This window comes from Nocardia suismassiliense (genome assembly GCF_900269665.1).
In the GTDB taxonomy this organism is placed as follows: domain Bacteria; phylum Actinomycetota; class Actinomycetes; order Mycobacteriales; family Mycobacteriaceae; genus Nocardia; species Nocardia suismassiliense.
In genome coordinates this window covers 7,581,795-7,602,029 of sequence record NZ_LT985361.1, presented here as the reverse complement: position 1 = coordinate 7,602,029, position 20,235 = coordinate 7,581,795, and the positions used below count along the sequence as shown (strand labels likewise).

The following is a 20,235-nucleotide window of genomic DNA, read 5'->3' as shown; positions in this document are numbered from 1 at the left end:
ATGCTGTCTTTTTCCACCGCTGTCGGCTTCTCTGCGGTCGCTTTCTGCGCCGTTGCCGGAGCACCCGCCGCACAGGCGGCGCCCGAATCGCAGGCGCCCGCCGACGCGGTGGTCAGTCTGACCAATAATGAACGTGCCAAAGCGGGTTGTCCCGCTCTCAAAGTTGAAAGCCGTCTTACCCAAGCAGCGCAAGGCCATTCGGAGGATATGGCCGCGGGCGGCTTCATGGATCACAACTCGTCGAAAGGCGATCCGGGGGATCGGATCAGGGCGACCGGTTATCGAGCGCAGACCTGGGCGGAGAACATCGCCGCCGGTCAGCGCAGCGCGACCGAGGTGGTCAACGCGTGGATGAACAGTGCGGGCCACCGGGCCAATATCCTCAACTGCGGCCTGCGGGATATAGGCGTCGGCTATGCCAAGAGTGGCAACGGCACGCCCTACTGGACGCAGAACTTCGGCACTTCGAACGGATCGCCGGACGAGAAGCCGGCCGGTGGGGACAAGCCGGGTAAGCCGGGCGGGGACAAGCCCGGCGGGGGCGATAAGCCGGGCGGGGATAAGCCCGGCGGGGGCGATAAGCCGGGCGGGGATAAGCCCGGCGGTGGGGACAAGCCCGGCGGCGGGGATACACCCGGCGGGGACAAGCCCGATACCCCTTCCGGCGGCGACGGTAATCCGCCCTGCGATCAGTGGAATCCCTGGGGTGACGGTTCGGACAATGGCGACAATTCGTCCTGGGATCCGTGGGGCGACGGCTCCGACAATAATTCGGACAATGGTGACAATTCGTCTTGGGACCCGTGGGGCGACGGCTCCGAGACCACGCCGGATAGTGGCGAAGCGTCCTGGAACCCCTGGGGTGATTCGTCATGGGACCCGTGGGCTAACGCCGAGGCCAATACCGGCGAGTCCTCCTGGGATCCCTGGAGCAACGGCTTCGACAAGCCGGCGAACAATGCGACCTGGGACCCGTGGAGCAACGGCTTCGACGAGATCTTCGGAAAGCTCGTAGGTAAGGGCGCCTGGTAACCCCCCACCCCCAGCGGTGCCGCCGGACTCGACGAGGAGTCCGGCGGCACTTTTTTGTTCGTGCGCGCTCAGCTGTTGGGCGGGGTGGTGGTGCAGGTCGGGTGGGCGGTGTTGTCCGGGTCCAGCGCGTTCAATACGAGCTGAGCGACCACCTTGTCGTAGGGCAGCAGCAGATGGTCGGTCAAGTCGCCGGTGCAGTAATCCTGGACGACGTGGTTGGAAACGTTCGGCCCCTGCACGATTCCGCTGGAGTACGGCACCACGAACTCATCGTGCTCGGTGACGATGTTGGTGTAGGTGACGCCGGGCACCGTGCTGCCCGCGCTGGCGAGCTTGCGTAGGAAGTCCGAGCCGGTCTGAATCTGCAAGCAGGCGGCACAGACCGGGTCCACGACGGCAGTGAGTGCGGGCGTCAGCCGCAGCCGGGCGGCCAGTGCGGTGAACAGGGCGCCGAACCCGAGCGAGCTGGTGCCGTTCCAGCCCGGCCCGATCGAGATGAAGCGGTCGATCTTGTTCGCGCCGCCGAGGAACTTGGCGTAGTAGTCGGTGACCAGGCTGCCTTCCGAGTGCGCGACGATATCGACGCTCTGCGCGCCAGTCGCCGCCCGCACCTTGATGATGAAGTCGCGCAACTGCTGTGCGCTCTGCTCGATCGGCAGCAGCCCGCCGAGCGCGCCGAGCGGCCCGGGCATTCCCGGGAGCGCGCCGTAGCTCAGGGCGTAGACGCAGTAGCCGTTGTTCGCCAGCAACGGCGCGAGCGCACCCCAATCCAGGCGCACCGTCTCCGGCCCGCCGTGCACCAGCACAATCGGATTAGGATGCAGCGCAGTGGGTTTGCAGCTCCAGTCGTTGGCGCCGACCGGCGGGGCGCCGGGGTGGTCCATCTCGGCGTCTACCGCGTCGCTGAACAGGTAGGAGACGGGGTACGGCGGTCGCGACCCGGCCGGACCGTTCGGCTCGCCGGCGGCGGCGGGTGCGGCCACCACCCCGGCGGCAATCGCGGCAATAGTCATCGAGACAATCGGATTACGGCGCATGACCTGGGCCCCTTTCTGCGAATCAGTCCAGACCCACCAGCTATCCGCGAAGTGACGACAACAGAACACCTCGGTGGACATCTTGTTGTGTTTGTCTCCGCTTGTCGACGAACATCACCGTGGCTTCAGATGGTTAAGCGCGACAACACGTTTGAGCGCAAACAGCACAGCGTGCGCGGTCAGGAACCGAGGAAGGCGAGTAGTTCGTCGGTGACGAACTTCGGGTTCTCCTCGGCGAGCCAATGCCCTGCCCGCGGCACCTCGACCGCGCGGGTCACCGTGGCAATGCGCGGCGCGACGGTCGCCATGGTCGAGTCGACCAGTCCGGCGGCGGTCAGCACCAACGTCGGTGTACTGATGGGCGACGCCGCGATATTGGCGGCGACATCCTGGTCGAGGGTGCGATACAACTCGAACCCGCCGTGCAGCACCTCGGGACGCCGGTAAGTGCGGGTGTACTCATCGATTTCGGCGTCGCTGAACGGTGACGCCGCGCCCGAACCGCCGAATGCGGTGCCGCCGAAGGCGACCTGCGGATAGAACAGGCTGAGGTACTCGCGCACATCGTCGCCGACCACGGCCTCGGGGACTTGCCGTTGCGCGTGGAACGCGATGTGCCAGCTCATATTCCGATACTGCGCACCGCTGACCGCAGGCCCCGGTAGCGGCAGATCCAAATAGCCGAGTTTGCTGATGTCTCGCGGGAATTGAGCGGCGTACTGGAACGCCACCGCCGCGCCCAGATCGTGCCCGACGACCCTGGCCTCGCGCAGTCCGAGCTGCTCGGCGACGAGGGTGTGCACGTAGCGGGCCAGGGTCGCTTTGTCGTAGGACGTCGGGGACCCGGTGCTGTCACCGAGACCGGGCAGGTCGAGCGCGTACACGGTGTAGTGCTCGGCCAGGGCGGGCATGATCGCGCGCCACTCGAACCAGGTCTGCGGCCAGCCGTGCAGCAGCACCAGGGCAGGGCCGGAGCCGCCGGTGACGTAGTGCATGCGCACGCCGTCGACGTCGGCGAACTCGTGCCGGAAGGTGCGGTTGAACTCCGCGTCGTCGCGGGTGGCGGCGTCGAAACCGGAGGCCTGCTGTGCGGCCACCGGGTCCGCCGGTCTTGCCGCGTCGGTGGTGGATCCACACCCGGTGATCAGCACGAGCGCGGCCGCGGCGGCAGCGATCAGGCGGGCAGGACGTTTCGGATAACGCATGGGTGTCTCTCTGCTACAAGGGGATTCAGCGCCCGGTGGCGCCGTCGATGAGTTCACGCAGGATGTCGGCGTGCCCGGCGTGCCTGCCCGTCTCCTCGATCATGTGGGTCAGCGTCCAGCGCCAGGCCGGTGCGGCGCGGCGTCCACCCGGTCGTGGGCCGGGTGCGGTGAGGTCGGTGCAGGTGGCGATGGCCTCGTTCGCCGCGGCGTTGGTCTGCCGGTAGGCATCGAGGAGTTGCTCGGCGCGCTCGTCGGCCGTCGGATGAAAGGTGGCCGCCCAGTCGGTGACCGGGTGCTCGAGCAGCCAGTAGCGCTCGACCTGGGTGAGGTGCTTGATCAAGCCGAGCAGATTCGTCCCGGAGTCGACACCGGGGGTGCGGATCTGCGGTTCCGGCACGCCGTCGGTTTTGGCGACTACCGCGTCGCGCAGGTAGCCGAGAAAGCCGAGCAGCACCTCCTTTTCGCCGGGGCCGGTCTGCGGCGGGCCCGCGTCGCGGCGGCGTCGTGGTGTGGGCATGGTCGGCCCCTCCGTTCAGGGTGAAAGTCGTTGGGGGTCAAGGTGTGGTGCGGCGGATGACCAGGACGTGATCGACGACGGTTGCGGTCTGGCCACCGGGGCCGGTCGCCCGCCGCCGCGGCGTATCCGCGCGCTCGATGGACCATTGCGTGGGATCGAGGGCCAGCTCGGCGCACACCTCGTCCGGGGTGGGGTAGTGGACGTCGGGATCCTGATTCCAGGACCACGGTGCGGTGGAGCCGTGGTCGACGACCAGGAGGCGGCCGCCGGGGGCCAGTGCGTGTGCCGCGGTGCGCAGGACGCGCGCCCGGCGCAGCGCGAACGGTGTGTGGAAGTACTGCGCGGACACCAGGTCGAACGTGCCCGCGGGAAAGTCCTCGGCCAGGTCGACGCACTGCGCGGAAATCCTGGTGTGCAAGTCCAGCGCCCGGGCCTTTTCGGCGAGGCGCCGGACCGCGGTGGCCGCGATGTCGACCGCGGTGACCTGCCAGCCGCGCGCGGCGAGCCACAGCGCGTCGTCGCCGGGCCCGCAGCCGAGGTCGAGCACGGTGCCGGGGGTCAGTGCGTCCGCGATCTCGGTGAGCACGGGGTTCACCCGCCCGGTGCGGATGGGTCGTGGCGTGCGGTAATGCTCGTCCCAGAAGCGGGCGGCGACGGTATCGGTGGAGTGCGTGGCCATGCGTTCACTGTGGCTGCGGGCCGCTCGTGATTGCACGCGAACTTGCCGTCTCGGCAAGATGGGGGCATGGCCGATGACATCGACGACGTACTGGATGCGGTCGGGCCGCGGCTGCGCGCGCTGCGCAGGCAGCGCGGCATCACCCTGGCCGAGCTCGCGGCGAAGACCGCCATCTCGGAGAGCACGCTGTCCCGCCTGGAGAGCGGGCGGCGGCGGGCCACCCTGGAGTTGCTGCTGCCGCTGGCCCGCGCCTACGACGTCCCGATCGATGACATGGTCGGCGCGCCACGCACCGGCGACCTGCGGATCCACCTGCACCCGATCCATCGCCACGGCATGACGTTCATTCCGCTGAGCCGCAGGCCCGGCGGCACCCAGGCCTACAAGATGCTCATCCCGGCCAGGAAGCAGCCGGCCGAGGTGACGCTGAAAACGCACAGCGGTTTCGAGTGGCTGTACGTGCTCAATGGGAAACTGCGTTTGATAGTCGGCGAGCAGGACATCACGCTGCCGCCCGGTGAGGCCGCGGAGTTCGATACCTCGCTGCCGCACTGGCTCGGTTCGGCCGACGGGCAGGCGGTGGAGCTGCTCATTCTGTTCGGCTTGCAGGGTGAGCGCGTGCACGTCCGGCCCCGGCACGAGTGAAAAGGCAAGGGGTACAACGTGACCGACCGTGATGAAGAACTCGCCCGCCGCGCCAGGGGCTGGGACGAGGCGGTGACCGGGTATGAGGCGTACTACGTCCCGCGCTTCGCCCCGTGGGTGGCTGCGGCCGTGCGTGCGGTCACCGTCGACGCCCTGCCTGCCGGGCCGGTTCTCGTCCCGTGCTGCGGGACATTTCCAGAGCTGGACGCGCTGATCGAGCATTTCCCGCACCGTGAGCTGGTCGGCCTCGACCTGTCCCCGGGCATGGTGCGCAGGGCTCGCGAACGCGCCGCCCCCTACCCCCAGGTGAGCGTCGTACAAGGGGACGCCTCGACCCTGGATTCCCGATGGACACAGCAGTGCGCGGCGGTGGTATCGGTCTTCGGCTTACAGCAACTACCCGAGCCCGACCAGGCGATCCGATTCTGGGCCGCCGCGCTACGCCCCGGCGGCCGACTGTCAGTTGTCTATTGGCCCAGCGCAACTGAGACCGAAGGCCCGTTCGCCCTACTCTCCAAGGTCTTACGCGCCGAGGTCCCCGCAGGCGACAGATCCTGGGAACAACGCCTGGCCCCCGCGCTGACCACCCAGGGCACCCGCATCGAACGCGACGAGCACATCTCCTACCCGATGTCCCACCCCGACGCGGCAACGTTTTTCGACACCCACACCACCTCCGGCCCGCTACGCCCCTTGGCCACCGCCCGCGGCACCACCTTCATCGCCCACCTACGCGCCGAATTCCTCCGCCACGCCCCGTCCGGTGCCTGGCACCACCAACCCCGCGCCCGCCACCTCGTCGCCGACGCCTGACGGGCACTATCCATCGGATCGGACTCAGCCGGCGAACAAACCTGTGCCGCCCCGGTGGTTTTCGAAGCCGGTCAGCGCCGCGCTGAGCCCGGTGAGCAGGGGAGCGGTGGNGGGTCGGGGTGCAGGTGATCGGGGAGGGGGAGCTCCTGGATATCCTGCTCGCCGTAGAGCGAACGGCCGTCGAGGTAGTGCAGGTTCGGGTCGTCGGCGGCGCGCTGCTTGGTGATGCGGGCGAGTTCGTCGCGGATGATGTTGAGGGTCAGTCGGCCGGTGGCGCGGTCCGCCGGGTCGCCGGTGGCGCGGAAAGTTACTCGCGTGCCGTCGAATTCGAGGGCGCCCAGACCGGGTGTGTCCTCGTGGATCGGACAGAGAATGGGGGAGACGACCAGCAGTGGCGTGCTCGGGTGCCCGTCTCGGATGGTGTCGAGGAAACCGTGCACCGCGGGTCCGAAGGCGCGCAGCCGCATCACATCCGAGTTGACCACGTTGATGCCGATCTTGAGACTGATCAGATCCGCGGGGGTATCGCGGATGGCGCGCGCGACGAACGGGTCGAGCAGGCAGTTGCCGCGCAGGCTCAGGTTGATCAGCTCGACCCCGCCGCGAGCGGCGGCGAGGGCGGGCCAGGTGCCGGTCGGGCGGTCGGCGTTGGCACCGTGACTGATCGAACTGCCGTGGTGCAGCCACGTTTTGCGGCCACGGTCCGGTGTCACCTCGACCGGTGCGTCGGTGCGCAGGGCGATCAACTCGGTGATTTCGGTGTGGGGCAACCAGATTTCGATGTCCTTCGGGTCGGCGGGCAGTCCGTCGAAGCGGAGGGTGCCCGCCGAGCCGGTCTCGGTGACCTTGGCCTGGGTGGCCATGTCGACGAGGTGGCGGGTGCCGCCGGGCACGCTGCCGCGACCGGCCGGATGACCGTCCACGAGCAGCTCGTACACGCCGTCCGGCGGCGCCGGGGCGCCTCGGTAAACGGTCCGGACCGGCAGCGTGTCCAGCTCGATAACGGTCGCGCTGGTCTGGAAGGCCAGCCGCACACCGGCGGGCTGGGCCTCGACCATTGCCAGATAGTCGTCGGGGAACTGCTTGCGTGCGCTCGCCGGAAGGCGGTGCGGCAGCAGCCCTTTGGCGGTGCGATCGAAATCGAGTGCGCCACGGATGATTTCGGGTCGAAGGGGGATGGTGATCATGGAAGTGTTCCTTAGGGAGGTCGCGGCGGCTACAACGCCAGCCGGTACGTTCGGCGGGCGGTCCCCGCGAACAGCGCGGCCAGTTCGGTATCCGAGGCGCCGGCGGCAAGCCGTTTGAAGGCGTTCCACAGCGTCGCGTATCGGGTTCCCATTTTGTCGACGGGAAAGTTGCTTTCGAACATGCACCGGTCCGGGCCGAAGGCCTCGACGCAGGTGTCGAACCACGGACGCCACAGTGCGGCAAGCTCTTCCGAGGTCGGCGGCGTCGCAGCGGTGCGATAGTCGAAGGCGGCCGCGGTGGCGAGCAGGCCGCCGAGTTTGCAGACGACGTTCGGTCGTCGCGCCACCTCGCGGATGCCACGTGCCCAGGTGGCGAAGTGCGCCGCCCGGTCGGTGGCATAGGGTCCGAAGCCGAGAGGTGCGCCGCAGTGATCGAGCACCAGGCGCAGCTCGGGAATCGCCTCGGCGAACTCGGCGGCGTCGGCGAGTTGGGGGGACAGGATCCACAGGTCGAGTGTCAGTGCGCGGTCGGCGACCACGCGGGCGCACTCCCGCACCGCCGGTTCGGCGAGCATGTGCGGCCGGCTGCCGGGATGGCTGAGCTCGAGGTCCGGGCTCGCGTCCCAGCTCGCCGCGAAGCGCAGACCACGGAATCGGCCTTGCGCGGCGGCGAGGTGATGCTCGATGACGTTGTCGACGATGTCGGCCCCGAGCGCGAAGTCGGCCCGCCCGACGATTCCGGCGGCGACCCTGGTGGGACCGCCGGCAGCGTCGTGGGCCGCGGCCAATGTGGCGATGCACTCGGTCTCGCCGACCGGTCGCAACTCGGTCGGCCCATCGGTGCGGTACGCCGACATGCATTCGACGTGCACGGTGCCGATCACGTTGTGGCCGCTGCCGGTGTCGGCCGTGAACTCCTCCAGGAGATAACGGAATCCGGGGTGGTACCAGAGGTGATGGTGCGGATCGATGATCGGCAGGTCGGGCAGCAGGATCTGCTCCGGCCGCTGCCGCGCGAGCCAGCTTTCGTCCGGCGGGTAGATCCGGCCGAACTTTGACGGGCGCGTCGAATGGGAAACCTGAGCATTCATGGTGGAGGTCTCCTCTCGTTCGCACTCGCTAGCTGATTTAACAAGTAGGTACGCTAAACTACCTAGAGACATTAGGCAAATGTTTTAGGTCCTTGGTCGATGAGGAGAACAATTTGGCACGCGCACGGATGACCGACGAGAGCTTGATCCAGGCGGCAGCGGAACTGGCCGACGAGATCGGCTTCGACAACGTGACCGTCTCGGCGCTGGCCCGCAAGCTCGGCGTGAAGGACGCGAGCCTGTACTCCCGCCTGGAGAACGCGCGTGACCTGCGAGTGAAGGTGGCGGTGCTGGCGCTGGCCGAACTCGCCGACCGGGTCGCGGACGCGCTGGCCGGCCGCGCGGGCAAGGACGCGCTGGTCGCCTTCGCCAACGCCTACCGCGACTACGCGAAGCAGCATCCGGGCCGGTACGCCGCGGCCCAGCTCGATCTCGACCCGGCGACGGCCGCCGCCAGCGCGGCCATGCGGCACTCGGAGATGACCCGCGCGATCCTGCGCGGCTACGACCTGGCCGAGCCCGACCAGACCGACGCGATCCGCCTGCTGCACGGCACCTTCTACGGCTACGTCAGCCTGGAAACCACCGGCCGCTACGACAGTCACCCGCGCAATGTCGAGGACTCCTGGTCGCGCGCCTTGGACGCCCTCGACGCGGTCCTGCGGAACTGGCCGCCGGCCTGATCGCGACTAGCGGGCGTGCAGTTGCTGCCAGAACTGGCCGAGGGCCGCGGGATCGGCCCGGATGCGATCGCGGAAGCGTTCGATGAAACGTAGTTCGGCTTCGAGCAATTCGATCCGGTAGTGGTATTCGATCTGGAACAGCGGTTCGACGTCGTCGGCGGCCCGCACGAACGCACGCTGCTGGTCGATCTGCTCCGCGAGTGCGCGTTGTCGCCGGTCGAGTAGGTCCGCCACGTCCTGCGGCGGCAGCACCACGATCAACGACAGGGCCGCCTCGAACTGCCGATATTCCTTGGCGGGCACCGAAACCAGCTCCCGCATCCGCTCGTGCAAGCGGGACGTTCCGGATTCGGTGGGCCGGTACACCGTGCGCTCCGGGCGCTGACCCTCGCGTTCGGTGTGCTGCGGCGCGATGTATCCGGCCCGGGTGAGCTGCTCGACGACCATGTAGAGCGAGGCGTGCTTGTAGTCGATGCTGCGACCGGCGTTGCGCTCCTTGAGTAATTTGCCCAGTTCGTAAGGGTGCATGGGTCGTTCGATGAGGTACGCGAGCACGGCGAGGGCCAGCGCATTGTGCAGCGGGTCGCGCCTGGCGGCCACCGGCCCCTCCTTCGGCTCCTACACGTCGAGCACGATGCGCTCGCCGCGTGCGCGAGATACGCAGGGGTAGATGATATCGACGCGATCGCGCTCGCCGGCTTGCAGGACATCGTCCCGGTGGTCGGGCAGCCCGGCCAGCACGCGGGTGGCGCAACTGCCGCACACGCCGTCCTCGCAGGACAGGTCGACCGTGGGATCGATGTCCTGGATGGCCGAGAGCAGGGTCCGGTTCGCGGGCACCGGAACCACTACGCCGGAACGCCGCAGCTCCGCCTCGAACGGGGCGTTCGTCCGATCGGTGGCGCGATTGCTCGCGGCGAATCGTTCGGTGTGCAGGGTTGCTTGCGCGCCCATGGCCGATTCCACTGCGCTGATGAGTCTTTCGGGTCCGCAGCAGTACACCGCGACACCCTCGGGTGTGTTGCGGAGCAGATCGTCGAGGTCCGGTCGCGGATGGGTGTCGGCGGGCAGCAACGTCACGCGGCCCGGGTATTGCTTGGTCAGTGCGGTGGCGAAAGCCATGGTCGGCAGGGATCGCCCGCGATAGATCAACCGCCAGTCGGCACCCGATCGGTGCAGTCGGTCGATCATGAGCAGGAAAGGCGTGATGCCGATGCCGCCCGCGATGAACAGGTAGGTGTCGGCGTCGACGAGCGGAAAGTTGTTGCGCGGGCCGCGAATACCGATGCTCGTGCCCGCCCGCAAGGTGTGTATCTCGGCGGAGCCGCCACGTCCGTTGGGCTCGCGCAGGACGGCCACTCGGTAAGTGCCGGTCTCCGCCGGGTCACCGTACAACGAGTACTGGCGCACCAGGCCGGACGGCAGCACCAGGTCGATGTGCGCGCCCGGTGCCCAATCCGGCAGCGTCGCAGCGCCATCGGCGGCAAGGGTGAGGGCAACGGTCCCTTCGGCGATCGGTCGCGTGTCGACGATGGTCGCCCGGATCTGTGGCTGTCCGCCGCGACCGCCGGTCAGCACCCGACGACCGCGCCTGGTCTTACCACCGGGCTTGTACAGCGAAAGCAGCACTGCCGCAACGAGGCTGAGCATCGCACCGCCGAAACCCCAGAACGCCACCTCGGCGGCCGCGCTGAGATCCGCGGTCGTGCCGCCGACGGCGGCCAGATGCTCGGCTTCGGCGGCCGCACGTTCCAGTGCGTCGTGCAGAAAGCCGAAGGCCACGAACAGGATTCCCACCGCGATGGTGAGCTTGACGGCCACCCAGTAGTAGCGGAACAGGCCCCAGCTGGTGGTGAGGCCGAGGGCGAGGCCGGTGAGGAAGGTGGCGAAGTTCGCCCACGGCAGCAGCGTCAGGTCGAAGATCGCCATCAGCTCATAGGTCACCCGGCTGGTGTCGATGTCGCCGGTCGTCATCGCGACCACCGACATCGCCGCGACGGTGAGGGCGATACCGACCCAGCAGGCCGAGGCGATGACGTGCGCGGCGACCAGTGCCTTACGCGGCTCGGGCGGCAACTGGCCGGCCAGCAGCGCCAGGATCGGCACCACCAGCCACGTCGAGAACATCGCGGTCAGGTCGCCGACGACGAACGCCTGCAACACGGTGGTGGTGACCAGCAGCCAACCGAGTCCGAGTACCACCGCACGAGGCGTGGTCGGCCGCACGGTGAGGAGCACGGCGAGGCAGCCACTGAGCACGGCGAGCAAGCACCACATCGGAACTCGGGCCGCGGGCATGCTCGGCGGGAAAACCGACGGCAGCATGGCGGCGGCGATCGCGAGCAGCATGAAGCAGGCCAGCATGATTCGCGCACTGCGCGGCGGAAGGTGGGGTGTCCGTGCGTGATTCGGCAAGGGACGGGTCTGGACTGACATAAGGCGTCTCCGCATGACTCATATAGTCGATATCGACTATATGAGTATGTAGCCGCGCACCCCGTCGGCCATCAGGGATCACCCTGAATTCGGGCCGCCGATTCACCTGCGGCGCAACAGCACTCCCCGGATGAAGGCCGCCTGGCCGGCGTGCTGGATGTCGTCGTCGACGACACTGATCAGCCGGACACCGAGCGTCACGGGCGGATCCCACTGGGTGTCGACGACGCGGGGCAGGTCGGCGTCGGTGAGCTCCGAGACGTATTCGATCGTCTGAGCGTGCACCGCGTCGTAGTAGCCGAGCAGCAGATCCGCCGACGCGGCGCCGAGCTGGGCCACCTCATCCGGGCTGTCGCCGTAGCCGGTCGCCGTGTCGTCGAACGGCAAGCCGAAGCGCTCGGCCCAGCCCGCCGCCGTCCACACCTGCTCGATGTCCGCGACGTCGGCGATGTGATCGTCTTGGACGCGGGTGAGATGCCAGATCAGCCAGGCGATGGAGTTGGCACCCGGATCGAGCCGGGCGGCGAGCTCGTCGTGGGTCAGGCCGGACACCGCCGCGTGCACGTGCTCCTGGACTCGGCCGAAGGCATCGATCAACAAGTCAGCGCTGGTCATGATCGGGTCCAATCGTGGGGGAGTGTTCGTTGTTCCCGCCTGTTCGGATAATAAACGGTAAACGCAGAAAAACGTTTCAAGGAAAACTGAACACGCTTTTAAGTCGCTCTGAAACGCTGCGCGGTTCCATTTGCACCGGCCCGTCCATGAGCCACTATGCTGACCAAATCGCCTGGCCAGCAAGCTCATTGCCGCTGGTGGCGACCCGCTCGCCATTGCGGGCCAGGCACTTTGAGTACAACTGAAATCGGATGTAAGAGCGTTATGTAATCTGCGACACTTCCGCCCCGGCTCGCCCGCGACAAGAAGCGAGCCGATGACTATTGTCGTTTCGCGCCCGTGAAATGCAGTTCGCCGGACATCTGAAAATTAACGCGATGCAGTGGAGGTACAACCCAGTGGGTAGACGACTTTTCCGGCAGGCAACCGGTGGCCCGAAACCGAGACCGATTCTCGCGGCCCTCGGCGCGCTGACGATCAGCGCGGTCATGGCCTCCGCGGGCACCGGCACCGCCAACGCCCAGCCGATCTATCCGAATCCGGACCCCGATCCGTTCTACGCCGCCCCGGCCGACATCGCGGCCAAGTCCCCCGGCGACGTGCTGGACGCCCGTCCGATGCCGCCGCTGTTCTTCTTCCCCGGCGCCTCGGTCACCCTGATCAAGTTCCGCTCGACCAACTCCCTCGGCAAGCCGATCGCGGCGACCACCACGGTGGTGACCCCGATCGGGCACCGGCCGGACGCGCCGCTGCTGTCCTTCCAGCACATCATCAACGGGCTCGGCACCCAGTGCGCGATCTCGCACTCGCTCTACGCCAACGACCCGAACTTCATCGTCCCGTTCGCGCCGATGCTGAACGTCGCGCTGCTGCGCGGCTGGTCCGTCGCGCTGCCCGACCACCTGGGCCCGAACAGTGCTTACGGCGCAGCGAAATTGGGCGGCCAGATCACCCTCGACGGCATCCGCGCCGCGCAGCGGCTGCCGCAGCTCACCCTCGGCAAGAGCCCGGTGGCGCTGTCCGGCTACTCCGGCGGCGGCATGGCGACCGCCTGGGCCGCCGCGCTGGCGCCGAAGTACGCGCCCGAGCTGAACATCGTCGGCGCCGCCGAGGGTGGTGTCCCGATGAACCTGACGACGATGGGCTGGGCCATCGGGCACAACCAGCACCCGGCGTTCGGGCTCGGCATGGCCGCCGTGCTCGGTATGGAGCGTGAATACCCGGACCGGATCCCGATCAGCAGCGCGTTGAACGAGAAGGGGCTCGCGGCGGCCAGGTCGATCGCCAACAGCTGCACCAACGATCTGCTGGCCCGCGGTGTCGGCCACAGTCTGCCGGAGTACGCGAAAGACCTTGTCCTCGCGCACGACCCGAAGGCTTGGGCGGTGGCCGACGAGAACAGCGTCGAGCTCTACGACGGCGTGCCCGAGACGCCGATCTTCGAGTGGCACTCCCCGCAGGACAACGTCATCCCGCTGGATGCCATTGCGAACACGATGCACCGGTACTGCCGCGCCGGCGTGCGAGTGGAGTCGGAGATCTTCCCCAGCCCCGACCATCTGACCGCCGCCGTCCTCGGCTTCCCCTCGATGCTCAACTGGCTCGACGGCCGCTTCGACGGCAGACCAGCGCCGAGTAACTGCGCATAAACACCTGAACCAAGACCGACGGGACATGGTGGCGGACGCCCAAGGGCTACCGCCACCGTGTCCCGTTGCTTGTTCCGGCCGCCCAGCTTCGGTCTAGAAATGTATGAGACAGACTGTTACGGTTAATCTGTGTCACATTAACCTCGACTGGATATGAGGTAGACGTCATGGCTACAAAGTCGGCAACGGCGCCGTCTCGGACCGCGGCGCGCAGCGCGTATGCGGGGATCCTGACGACGCTCTCCGAAGGTTCGGTGAACAAGCACTTCGATCCGTACACCGAGATCGATTGGGATGCGCCCGAGTGGGCGGTCACCCCGAACGACCCGCGCTGGATCCTGCCGCCGGACAGCGACCCGCTCGGTGCGCACCCGTGGTATCTCGCGCTGCCCGAAGAGCGCAAGATCGAGATCGGCATGTGGCGGCAGGCCAACATCGCCAAGGTCGGCCTGCAGTTCGAGGAGGTGCTGATCGGCGGCGTGATGAACTATCTGTTCGCCGTGGTGCCCAACGGATCGGCCGAGTTCCGGTACCTCAACCACGAGGTCGCCGAGGAGATCAACCACACCCTGATGTTCCAGGAGATGGTGAACCGGATCGGCGCGGACGTGCCGGGCATGGGCCGGATCATGAAGGTGCTCGGACCGCTGGTGCCGCTGCTCGGCCGGTTCTTCCCGACCACGTTCTTCGTCGCCGTGCTCGCGGGCGAGGAGCCCATCGACCACGTGCAGAAGCAGGTGCTGCGCACGGGCCGCGACGTGCACCCGATCATGCGTGACGTGATGCGGATCCACATCGCCGAGGAGGCCCGCCACATCGCCTTCGCGCACGAGTACCTGCGCCACCGGGTGCCGAAGCTGGGGCGCATGCAGCGTGCCACGCTGTCGCTGGCCTACCCGATCATCATGTTCATCGCCTGCGACCTGATCGTGAAGCCGCCGCGCTCGCTGTTCCGCGAGTTCGACATTCCGCTGAGCATTCGCCGGGAGTTGTTCTGGCGCAGCCCCGAAGCCCGCGCGCGCCGGCGCGACTTCTTCGGCGAGGCCAGAATGCTCGCGGCCGACATCGACCTGATGAACCCGGCGGCGAAGCTGACCTGGCGGCTGCTGCGGATCAACGGCGGACAGTCCAGGTACCGCGGCGAACCGGTGCGTACCCGCTCCTGACCGCGCGGGACTCGGCGCTCACCCCCAGGCGCGCCGAGTCCCCGGCATTCCGGTGCGCCCCTGCGCGTCCGGCAGCACACCGAGCACCTGGTGCAGCCCTAGCCCGCCGTCCTCGAAACCCAACGCCGACGCCGCCATGTAGAGCCGCCAGATCCGGGCGCGTCCGGCACTGGTGAGCGAAACCGCTTGGTCCCAAGCGTTTTCCAGATTGGCCACCCAGGCGCGCAATGTCAGCGCGTAATGCTCGCGCAGTGCTTCGACATCGCGTACCTCGAAGCCCGCGCGCTGCATGGCCAACGCGACTTCACCGACATCCACCAGCTCACCGTCCGGGAAGACGTAGCGGCCGACAAACGAGTTCTTGCCCATGACCGAGCCGCCCGCAGACGAAATCGCGTGATTGAGTAGTCGGCCTTCGGGACGGAGCAACGCGCGCAGCGTTTCGAAGTACTCCGCGGCGCGTTTCGTGCCGACGTGCTCGAACATGCCGATCGAGGAGATGGCGTCGAACTGCTCGCCACGCAGATCGCGGTAGTCGGCCAGGCGGATCTCGACCGCCGCGGCCAGCCCCGCCTCGGCCACTCGCGCACGCGCCAGCTCGACCTGCGCACTGCTGATCGTCACGCCGACCACCCGCACGCCATAGGTAGCCGCCGCGTGCATCGCCATCGAGCCCCAGCCGCACCCCACATCGAGCAACCGCATCCCGGGCCGTAAGCCGAGCTTGCGGCAGATCAGATCGTGTTTGGCGCGCTGGGCGTCTTCCAGCGACACACTCGCGTTCGCACCACCGCTACCGTCGTCGTCGGCCGCGGCGAATCGTGCGCACGAGTAGGTCATGCTCGGGCCGAGCACCAGCCGATAGAAGTCGTTGCCGACGTCGTAGTGGTGGCTGATCGCCGCCGCGTCACGGCGTTTCGTGTGCAGCGGCCCGCGCAGTGGGCGCACCTCCTCGGGCGGTGGCACCGGCCGCCGCCCCAGCGCGCCGAGCTGCCGCGCCGCGCCGATGGCCTGCCATGCCGCACCGAGCCCCAGCGCGGCGTCGCTCGGCGCGGTCGAGGCCAGCGCTCGCAGAATCGCGAAGATGTTCCCGTCGAGGTCCACCAGACCGGTCACGTAAGCCCGGCCGATACCGAGTTCGCCCGGCGCCCAGACCATGTGGCGCACCGCGTCTTTCGATCGAATGCGAATAGTTCCGGCGCACGCGCCCGAGGGTTCGACGGCGCTGCCGTCCCAGAATTCGAAGCGCACCGGCGAATGGGGCCCCAGCGCGGCCCGCGCCAGGGGTTCGAGCACGGCCGCAACCGTCGTCTTGTCGCCCATATGACCACTATGGCCCGCGCTACCCGCCGAGGGCGGGAACGACTGGCCGCGCCCGCGGGTTGCTTGGTGTTTCGGCCTGGGCCGAATCATGGTGACCGCGCCCCCCGCTCGTTCCTAGGCTGCTGAACAGCGACAACGAGGAGTTCGAGATGGTGAAAGACGTAGCAGTGCAGGGCGAGAGTGGTGTCGCGTTGGCGGTGGCCCGGATGACCGACAGCGTGCTGGCCGAGTGGCAACGCGGACGGCAGCGGTGGCAGTCGAGAGGGGCGCGCCGGGACGAGCCGGTAGCGCAGGAGTCGCTGCTGCCGCCGAACGCCGAGGAGCTTTTGGTGCGGATGGATCCGCTCGTCGCGGTACGGTGGCGGGGTTCCTGGTGATCGGAGGTGCCGTGGTGCGGTATCGGGTGGACGTGGTGCGCAGCGGGGGATCGGGCGCGGCCTGCGACGGCTCGGCCGGGTGGCGGCGAGGTAGCCGCGAATGAAACGGATCATCTGCACGCCGGACGATTTGATGCGGGTGCGCATCGGCGCCCCGCTCGGCGCCATCGCGGAGACGATGCTGGCCACCCGGGTGGTGCAGCGCCGCAACGTCGCCGGTTTCGCCGGCTGGCGCAGCCAGATACGCGGCGCGATCCCGGCCAACTTCGGGGTGCTCACCGATATTCTGCCCGCCGACGATTCGTTCCTCGATCTGATCACGCCCACCCGCGGGGCTCGCACGATGTCCGCGGGTATCGAAGCATTGCACCTGGCCTCACGCGACGAACTCCGGATGGAAGTGGAGAGCGTGCTCCGCCGCCGGGCCGGGAAAGGGCAACGGCCGCTGCCCTCGTGGACGGCGGAGCTGGCCGACCGCGACGGCACCGCGCGTCGCAATGTCGCCGACGCCGTCGAGGCCTTCCACTCGGTGGCGTTCGCCGGCCGCTGGGCGCACATCCAGTCCTATCTGGAAGTGGCGGCCGAACGGATGGCGCGCCCCCTCGCGACCGAGGGCGTCGAGCGGTTGTTCGCCGGACTGCACCCCTACGTCAGCTGGCGCGCGCCCGTGCTCGAAGTGCACAGGACGCATCCCTGCCACGACGAGCACCTGGACGGCCGCGGGCTGATCATCATCCCCTCCATGTTCGCCTGGCCGGAACCGCTCACGCTGTACTCGTTGGTGGACAAGGACGCACCGATGACGGTGATCGTCCCGGTGCTGCGCGACATCGGCGACTTCGCGGCCGTCTGGGGTCCGCGCGCGCCCAACGAGGCGCTCACCGCCCTGCTCGGCCGGACCAGGGCCGCCGCCCTGCAGGTGATCGCGGAAGGGTGCAGCACCACCGAACTCGCCCGCCGCCTGGGTGTTTCACCGGCGACGGCCAGCGAGCACGCGTCGATCCTGCGCGAGGCGGGGCTCATCGAGAGCTGGCGGCACCGCAATTCCATGCGCCACGAGGTGACCACGCTCGGCGCCGCGCTACTGGACGGCGACCTCGCCAGCGCCCGCATCGCGTAATGCGCGACGTCCGAAAACCGCGTGAGTTCGCGCGGCCGTTGATCTAGCGTTCGGTAAATGGAGCTAGTCGTTCGATCCAGCGATCGGAAGGCCGTACTCGCAGCTGCGGTCACCGTGGTGCTGTGGGCCTCGGCCTTCGTATTCATTCGAGCTGCGGGAGAAGACTTTTCGCCGGGTGCGCTGGCTTTGGGCCGGTTGGCGACCGGGGCCATCGCGCTGGTGCTGATCCTGGTTGCCATGGGGGAGGGGATGCCTGCGCGGGCCGCCTGGCGCGGCATTCTGGTGTCCGGGGTGCTCTGGTTCGGGGTGTACATGGTGGCGTTGAACTGGGGTGAGCAGTACGTCGACGCGGGCACCGCGGCGATGGTGATCAATATCGGGCCGGTCATGATCGCGGTGCTGAGTGGACTGGTGCTGCGGGAGGGGTTTCCGGCGCGGCTGATGGCCGGGATCGCGGTGGCTTTCGCGGGCGCGGTGGTTGTCGGGCTGTCGAATTCGGGCGGTGGTAGTGCGGCTGCGCTCGGCGTGCTGCTGTGTATCACCGCCGCGGCGGCGTGGGCGGTGGCGGTGGTCGCGCAGAAACCCGCGCTCGCCCATGCGTCGGCGTTGCAGGTGACCACGGGTGGGTGTGTCATCGGTACGGTCGCTTGCTTGCCGTTCTCGGGGCAGTTGGTCAGTGAGGTTGCCGCTGCGCCGCTGTCCGCGACGTTGAGTGTGGTGTATCTGGGTGTGTTTCCGACCGCTTTGGCGTTCACCACGTGGGCTTACGCGCTGTCGCGCACCACGGCGGGCAAGATGGGCGTGACCACCTATGCGGTGCCGGCCCTGGTGGTGCTGATGGCGTGGATCGCGCTCGACGAAGTTCCCGGGCCGCTGGCGGTGGTCGGCGGGTTGCTGTGTCTGTCCGGTGTGGCGATTACGCGGTCCCGCGCGGAGAAGCCGGTCGCCTCGGTCGTAGGGGGCGAGTCGGGTGTGCCGGTCGAGCAGGTGGAGCGGGACGAGCCAGGAGACGCGGAAGGTGTTGCGGCACAACCGGTAGCGAACCCGAAGTAGCAGCCCGCCGCTGCCTCGTGCGCAAGCGGCGGTGCGCTGAGTTCACGGTGGCACGGCGGCCGTCTGCGGTGACTTGCAGGCCGCCTCACCTACGATTGTCGCGGCCGGCAAACCAGCGCCGCAGGCGTTGTCGGCACGTGCACTGTCGGACCGACTGGAAGAGGTTGCCGTGGCAGACGACAGGAAGCCACGGCTTGATGGCAAGCGCAAGCGGCGATGGGTTCGCGGGTTGCTCCGAGCGACTGTCGCCATGGTGGCGGGGCTGATGCTGATCGTGGTCGGCGCGAATGTCCGGCTGTGGCTGGTCTCTTCCGGCCACCGGTTCGGCCCTGATGCGGCGCCCACGGCTCCGGTGGTGATCGTGCCGGGAGCGAAGGTCGGCCCGGACGGCGCGCCGATGGCCTACCTGCGCGGGCGGCTCGATGTCGCGATCGAACTGCTGCAAGCGGGCAAGGTTGGCGAGATCTTGGTGTCCGGTGATGCGGCCGGGACCTCGGGGGACGAAATCGCTTCGATGACAAAGTATCTCGTCGGCCACGGTGTCGATCCGGCGCTCGTGCGCGCCGACGGCGAGGGCTTGTCGACCCGCGCCACCTGCGAGCGTGCCAAGCAGCTGTTCGGCATCGATCGCGCGATCATCGTCACCCAGTACCGGCACGTGCCACGAGCCGTCGCGCTGTGCCGCGCCGAAGGTATCGACGCCGACGGTGTCACCGCCTACTGCGACTGTCGGCGAATAACGCTGGTACGCAACAATATCCGTGAATGGCTCGCCGCTCCCAAAGCGGTCGCCGCATTGCTCGCACGCTGACCCGACCCGTCGGCAACCAGCTGGCAGAAGAGGCCCCTGTACCTTCGATTCCGAAGGTACAAGGGCCTTTTCGTGCTACGGGTCTACTTGTCCGGGTCCGGCGGGAACTGTCCCTGCGCCGTCACGGCGGTGCCGTTCAAGGTGTAGGTCACGACGGTGGGTCCGCCGGACGGGCAGCACAGCGCGTCTTCCGGCTTCACCCACCGGTACTGCACCGAGACAGTGTTCTTGGTCTTACCGAGCACCGTGGTGTAGCCGTAGTACTTGGACGTGGCGGTGCCCAGGTACGTGCCGTTGGTGAAGAACAAGACGTGGTAGCCGGGATGACTACCGTTCCAGTTCACCAGCATCCAGGACAGGACACCGGCGCAGCCCGCCGCGATCGGGTCGTTGCTGGCCTCCAGGATGACCCACGGGTATCCGCCCGCGTTCGGCGCCAGCCGGCCCACCGCATTGCGGGCCAGCTGGGAATTCGAGTCGAAGCACAAGCCGTTGCCGCTGCCGTTGGGTGGCTGGTTCGCCGGTGGCGGCGGCGGGGCGGGTGCGGGTTCTTGCCGATCGATCGGCACGCTGACGGGCGGCGTTTCCTTGGTGGTCTGCGGATTCGGTTGCGCCTGCGGCGGATCGGCGGGGTTGCCGGCGGCGCCCGGCTGCTCGGGGGGCGGGGGGTTGGTGGGGCCGGCGGGGGCCCACGGGGCCCCCGCCGGGGGCGGCGGTCCGGGCGCCCGCGGGGCCGAGGGCGCGCCCCCCCCGCCCGGCCCGGGCGCCGGCCCCGCGGCGCGAGCCGTCGAAGCCC

At 68.2% G+C, this 20,235-nt stretch carries 21 protein-coding genes; 10 read left to right on the top strand and 11 right to left on the bottom strand.

Annotated elements, in window-relative coordinates; genetic code table 11:
- Nucleotides 1-1,032 (top strand): CAP domain-containing protein, encoded by a 1,032-nt coding sequence (locus tag DBO33_RS43675; protein ID WP_199856834.1) that lies wholly within the window; start codon nucleotides 1-3, stop codon nucleotides 1,030-1,032.
- A gap of 68 nt (nucleotides 1,033-1,100) precedes the next feature.
- Here DBO33_RS43675 and DBO33_RS33940 read toward each other — a convergent pair whose 3' ends face one another.
- The 4 genes from DBO33_RS33940 to DBO33_RS33925 all read right to left on the bottom strand — a co-directional run bounded on the left by DBO33_RS33940 (nucleotide 1,101) and on the right by DBO33_RS33925 (nucleotide 4,470).
- The gene (locus DBO33_RS33940) at nucleotides 1,101-2,045 is read right to left on the bottom strand and encodes a lipase family alpha/beta hydrolase (RefSeq protein ID WP_159080658.1); all 945 of its coding nucleotides are present in this window, start codon (nucleotides 2,043-2,045) and stop codon (nucleotides 1,101-1,103) included.
- A gap of 203 nt (nucleotides 2,046-2,248) precedes the next feature.
- Complete coding sequence (locus DBO33_RS33935; protein ID WP_107658682.1) at nucleotides 2,249-3,274, bottom strand: alpha/beta fold hydrolase; 1,026 nt, start codon at nucleotides 3,272-3,274, stop codon at nucleotides 2,249-2,251.
- A 25-nt stretch (nucleotides 3,275-3,299) separates the two neighbouring features.
- Nucleotides 3,300-3,791, bottom strand: coding sequence for a DinB family protein (locus tag DBO33_RS33930; RefSeq protein ID WP_107658681.1), 492 nt, complete (start codon nucleotides 3,789-3,791; stop codon nucleotides 3,300-3,302).
- Between the two features lie 37 nt (nucleotides 3,792-3,828).
- Nucleotides 3,829-4,470, bottom strand: a complete 642-nt coding sequence (locus DBO33_RS33925; protein ID WP_107658680.1) for a class I SAM-dependent methyltransferase — start codon at nucleotides 4,468-4,470, stop codon at nucleotides 3,829-3,831.
- A gap of 66 nt (nucleotides 4,471-4,536) precedes the next feature.
- Between DBO33_RS33925 and DBO33_RS33920 the strand changes: the two genes are divergently transcribed.
- Together DBO33_RS33920 and DBO33_RS33915 are read left to right on the top strand one after the other, a co-directional pair.
- Entirely contained in the window at nucleotides 4,537-5,115 is a 579-nt protein-coding gene (locus DBO33_RS33920) for a helix-turn-helix domain-containing protein (RefSeq protein ID WP_107658679.1), read from the top strand.
- An 18-nt stretch (nucleotides 5,116-5,133) separates the two neighbouring features.
- Nucleotides 5,134-5,928: a class I SAM-dependent methyltransferase gene (locus tag DBO33_RS33915; RefSeq protein WP_107658678.1), complete on the top strand. Its 795-nt coding sequence runs from the start codon at nucleotides 5,134-5,136 to the stop codon at nucleotides 5,926-5,928.
- Nucleotides 5,929-5,999: 71 nt separating this feature from the next.
- On the opposite strand, the gene DBO33_RS33910 is transcribed toward DBO33_RS33915, so the two are convergent.
- A complete protein-coding gene (locus DBO33_RS33910) occupies nucleotides 6,000-6,791 on the bottom strand; it encodes a GDSL-type esterase/lipase family protein (protein ID WP_456093896.1) in 792 nt (263 codons plus the stop codon).
- Nucleotides 6,792-7,144: 353 nt separating this feature from the next.
- A complete protein-coding gene (locus DBO33_RS33905) occupies nucleotides 7,145-8,206 on the bottom strand; it encodes an amidohydrolase family protein (RefSeq protein ID WP_107658676.1) in 1,062 nt (353 codons plus the stop codon).
- Between the two features lie 113 nt (nucleotides 8,207-8,319).
- Here DBO33_RS33905 and DBO33_RS33900 point away from each other — a divergent pair, with 113 nt between their 5' ends.
- Entirely contained in the window at nucleotides 8,320-8,889 is a 570-nt protein-coding gene (locus DBO33_RS33900; protein ID WP_107658675.1) for a TetR/AcrR family transcriptional regulator, read from the top strand.
- Nucleotides 8,890-8,895: 6 nt separating this feature from the next.
- On the opposite strand, the gene DBO33_RS33895 is transcribed toward DBO33_RS33900, so the two are convergent.
- The 3 genes from DBO33_RS33895 to DBO33_RS33885 all read right to left on the bottom strand — a co-directional run bounded on the left by DBO33_RS33895 (nucleotide 8,896) and on the right by DBO33_RS33885 (nucleotide 11,940).
- Entirely contained in the window at nucleotides 8,896-9,489 is a 594-nt protein-coding gene (locus tag DBO33_RS33895; RefSeq protein ID WP_107658674.1) for a PadR family transcriptional regulator, read from the bottom strand.
- Between the two features lie 18 nt (nucleotides 9,490-9,507).
- Nucleotides 9,508-11,325: a PDR/VanB family oxidoreductase gene (locus DBO33_RS44260; RefSeq protein ID WP_234391190.1), complete on the bottom strand. Its 1,818-nt coding sequence runs from the start codon at nucleotides 11,323-11,325 to the stop codon at nucleotides 9,508-9,510.
- A gap of 102 nt (nucleotides 11,326-11,427) precedes the next feature.
- Complete coding sequence (locus DBO33_RS33885; RefSeq protein ID WP_107660828.1) at nucleotides 11,428-11,940, bottom strand: mycothiol transferase; 513 nt, start codon at nucleotides 11,938-11,940, stop codon at nucleotides 11,428-11,430.
- 398 nt (nucleotides 11,941-12,338) lie between these two features.
- On the opposite strand from DBO33_RS33885, the gene DBO33_RS33880 reads away from it, so the two are divergent.
- Entirely contained in the window at nucleotides 12,339-13,589 is a 1,251-nt protein-coding gene (locus DBO33_RS33880; RefSeq protein WP_456093886.1) for a lipase family protein, read from the top strand.
- Nucleotides 13,590-13,756: 167 nt separating this feature from the next.
- The gene (locus tag DBO33_RS33875; RefSeq protein WP_199856833.1) at nucleotides 13,757-14,755 is read left to right on the top strand and encodes an AurF N-oxygenase family protein; all 999 of its coding nucleotides are present in this window, start codon (nucleotides 13,757-13,759) and stop codon (nucleotides 14,753-14,755) included.
- A gap of 18 nt (nucleotides 14,756-14,773) precedes the next feature.
- Here DBO33_RS33875 and DBO33_RS33870 read toward each other — a convergent pair whose 3' ends face one another.
- On the bottom strand, nucleotides 14,774-16,078 hold the full coding sequence (locus tag DBO33_RS33870) for an SAM-dependent methyltransferase (protein ID WP_107658673.1): 1,305 nt from the start codon (nucleotides 16,076-16,078) through the stop codon (nucleotides 14,774-14,776).
- Between the two features lie 149 nt (nucleotides 16,079-16,227).
- Between DBO33_RS33870 and DBO33_RS33865 the strand changes: the two genes are divergently transcribed.
- From DBO33_RS33865 to DBO33_RS33850, 4 genes are all read left to right on the top strand, one after another.
- A complete protein-coding gene (locus tag DBO33_RS33865) occupies nucleotides 16,228-16,455 on the top strand; it encodes a hypothetical protein (protein ID WP_107658672.1) in 228 nt (75 codons plus the stop codon).
- A 100-nt stretch (nucleotides 16,456-16,555) separates the two neighbouring features.
- Nucleotides 16,556-17,575 (top strand): ArsR/SmtB family transcription factor, encoded by a 1,020-nt coding sequence (locus tag DBO33_RS33860; RefSeq protein WP_107658671.1) that lies wholly within the window; start codon nucleotides 16,556-16,558, stop codon nucleotides 17,573-17,575.
- Between the two features lie 57 nt (nucleotides 17,576-17,632).
- Complete coding sequence (locus DBO33_RS33855) at nucleotides 17,633-18,628, top strand: DMT family transporter (RefSeq protein WP_107658670.1); 996 nt, start codon at nucleotides 17,633-17,635, stop codon at nucleotides 18,626-18,628.
- Nucleotides 18,629-18,857: 229 nt separating this feature from the next.
- Nucleotides 18,858-19,439, top strand: a complete 582-nt coding sequence (locus tag DBO33_RS33850; protein ID WP_234391189.1) for a SanA/YdcF family protein — start codon at nucleotides 18,858-18,860, stop codon at nucleotides 19,437-19,439.
- Nucleotides 19,440-19,522: 83 nt separating this feature from the next.
- On the opposite strand, the gene DBO33_RS44255 is transcribed toward DBO33_RS33850, so the two are convergent.
- Nucleotides 19,523-20,235: LppP/LprE family lipoprotein (locus tag DBO33_RS44255; RefSeq protein WP_234391188.1), on the bottom strand; the 713-nt coding region annotated here is incomplete at its 5' end.

What these genes read in the sequence shown, in the direction of transcription:
- DBO33_RS33935 (WP_107658682.1), bottom strand. Translation starts at nt 3,274, where the DNA reads ATGCGTTATCCGAAACGTCCTGCCCGCCTGATCGCTGCCGCCGCGGCC.
- DBO33_RS33905 (WP_107658676.1), bottom strand. Translation starts at nt 8,206, where the DNA reads ATGAATGCTCAGGTTTCCCATTCGACGCGCCCGTCAAAGTTCGGCCGG.
- DBO33_RS33855 (WP_107658670.1), top strand. Translation starts at nt 17,633, where the DNA reads ATGGAGCTAGTCGTTCGATCCAGCGATCGGAAGGCCGTACTCGCAGCT.
- DBO33_RS33925 (WP_107658680.1), bottom strand. Translation starts at nt 4,470, where the DNA reads ATGGCCACGCACTCCACCGATACCGTCGCCGCCCGCTTCTGGGACGAG.
- DBO33_RS33865 (WP_107658672.1), top strand. Translation starts at nt 16,228, where the DNA reads ATGGTGAAAGACGTAGCAGTGCAGGGCGAGAGTGGTGTCGCGTTGGCG.
- DBO33_RS33920 (WP_107658679.1), top strand. Translation starts at nt 4,537, where the DNA reads ATGGCCGATGACATCGACGACGTACTGGATGCGGTCGGGCCGCGGCTG.
- DBO33_RS33930 (WP_107658681.1), bottom strand. Translation starts at nt 3,791, where the DNA reads ATGCCCACACCACGACGCCGCCGCGACGCGGGCCCGCCGCAGACCGGC.
- DBO33_RS33940 (WP_159080658.1), bottom strand. Translation starts at nt 2,045, where the DNA reads ATGACTATTGCCGCGATTGCCGCCGGGGTGGTGGCCGCACCCGCCGCC.
- DBO33_RS43675 (WP_199856834.1), top strand. Translation starts at nt 1, where the DNA reads ATGCTGTCTTTTTCCACCGCTGTCGGCTTCTCTGCGGTCGCTTTCTGC.
- DBO33_RS33885 (WP_107660828.1), bottom strand. Translation starts at nt 11,940, where the DNA reads ATGACCAGCGCTGACTTGTTGATCGATGCCTTCGGCCGAGTCCAGGAG.
- DBO33_RS33875 (WP_199856833.1), top strand. Translation starts at nt 13,757, where the DNA reads ATGGCTACAAAGTCGGCAACGGCGCCGTCTCGGACCGCGGCGCGCAGC.
- DBO33_RS44260 (WP_234391190.1), bottom strand. Translation starts at nt 11,325, where the DNA reads ATGTCAGTCCAGACCCGTCCCTTGCCGAATCACGCACGGACACCCCAC.
- DBO33_RS33860 (WP_107658671.1), top strand. Translation starts at nt 16,556, where the DNA reads ATGAAACGGATCATCTGCACGCCGGACGATTTGATGCGGGTGCGCATC.
- DBO33_RS33870 (WP_107658673.1), bottom strand. Translation starts at nt 16,078, where the DNA reads ATGGGCGACAAGACGACGGTTGCGGCCGTGCTCGAACCCCTGGCGCGG.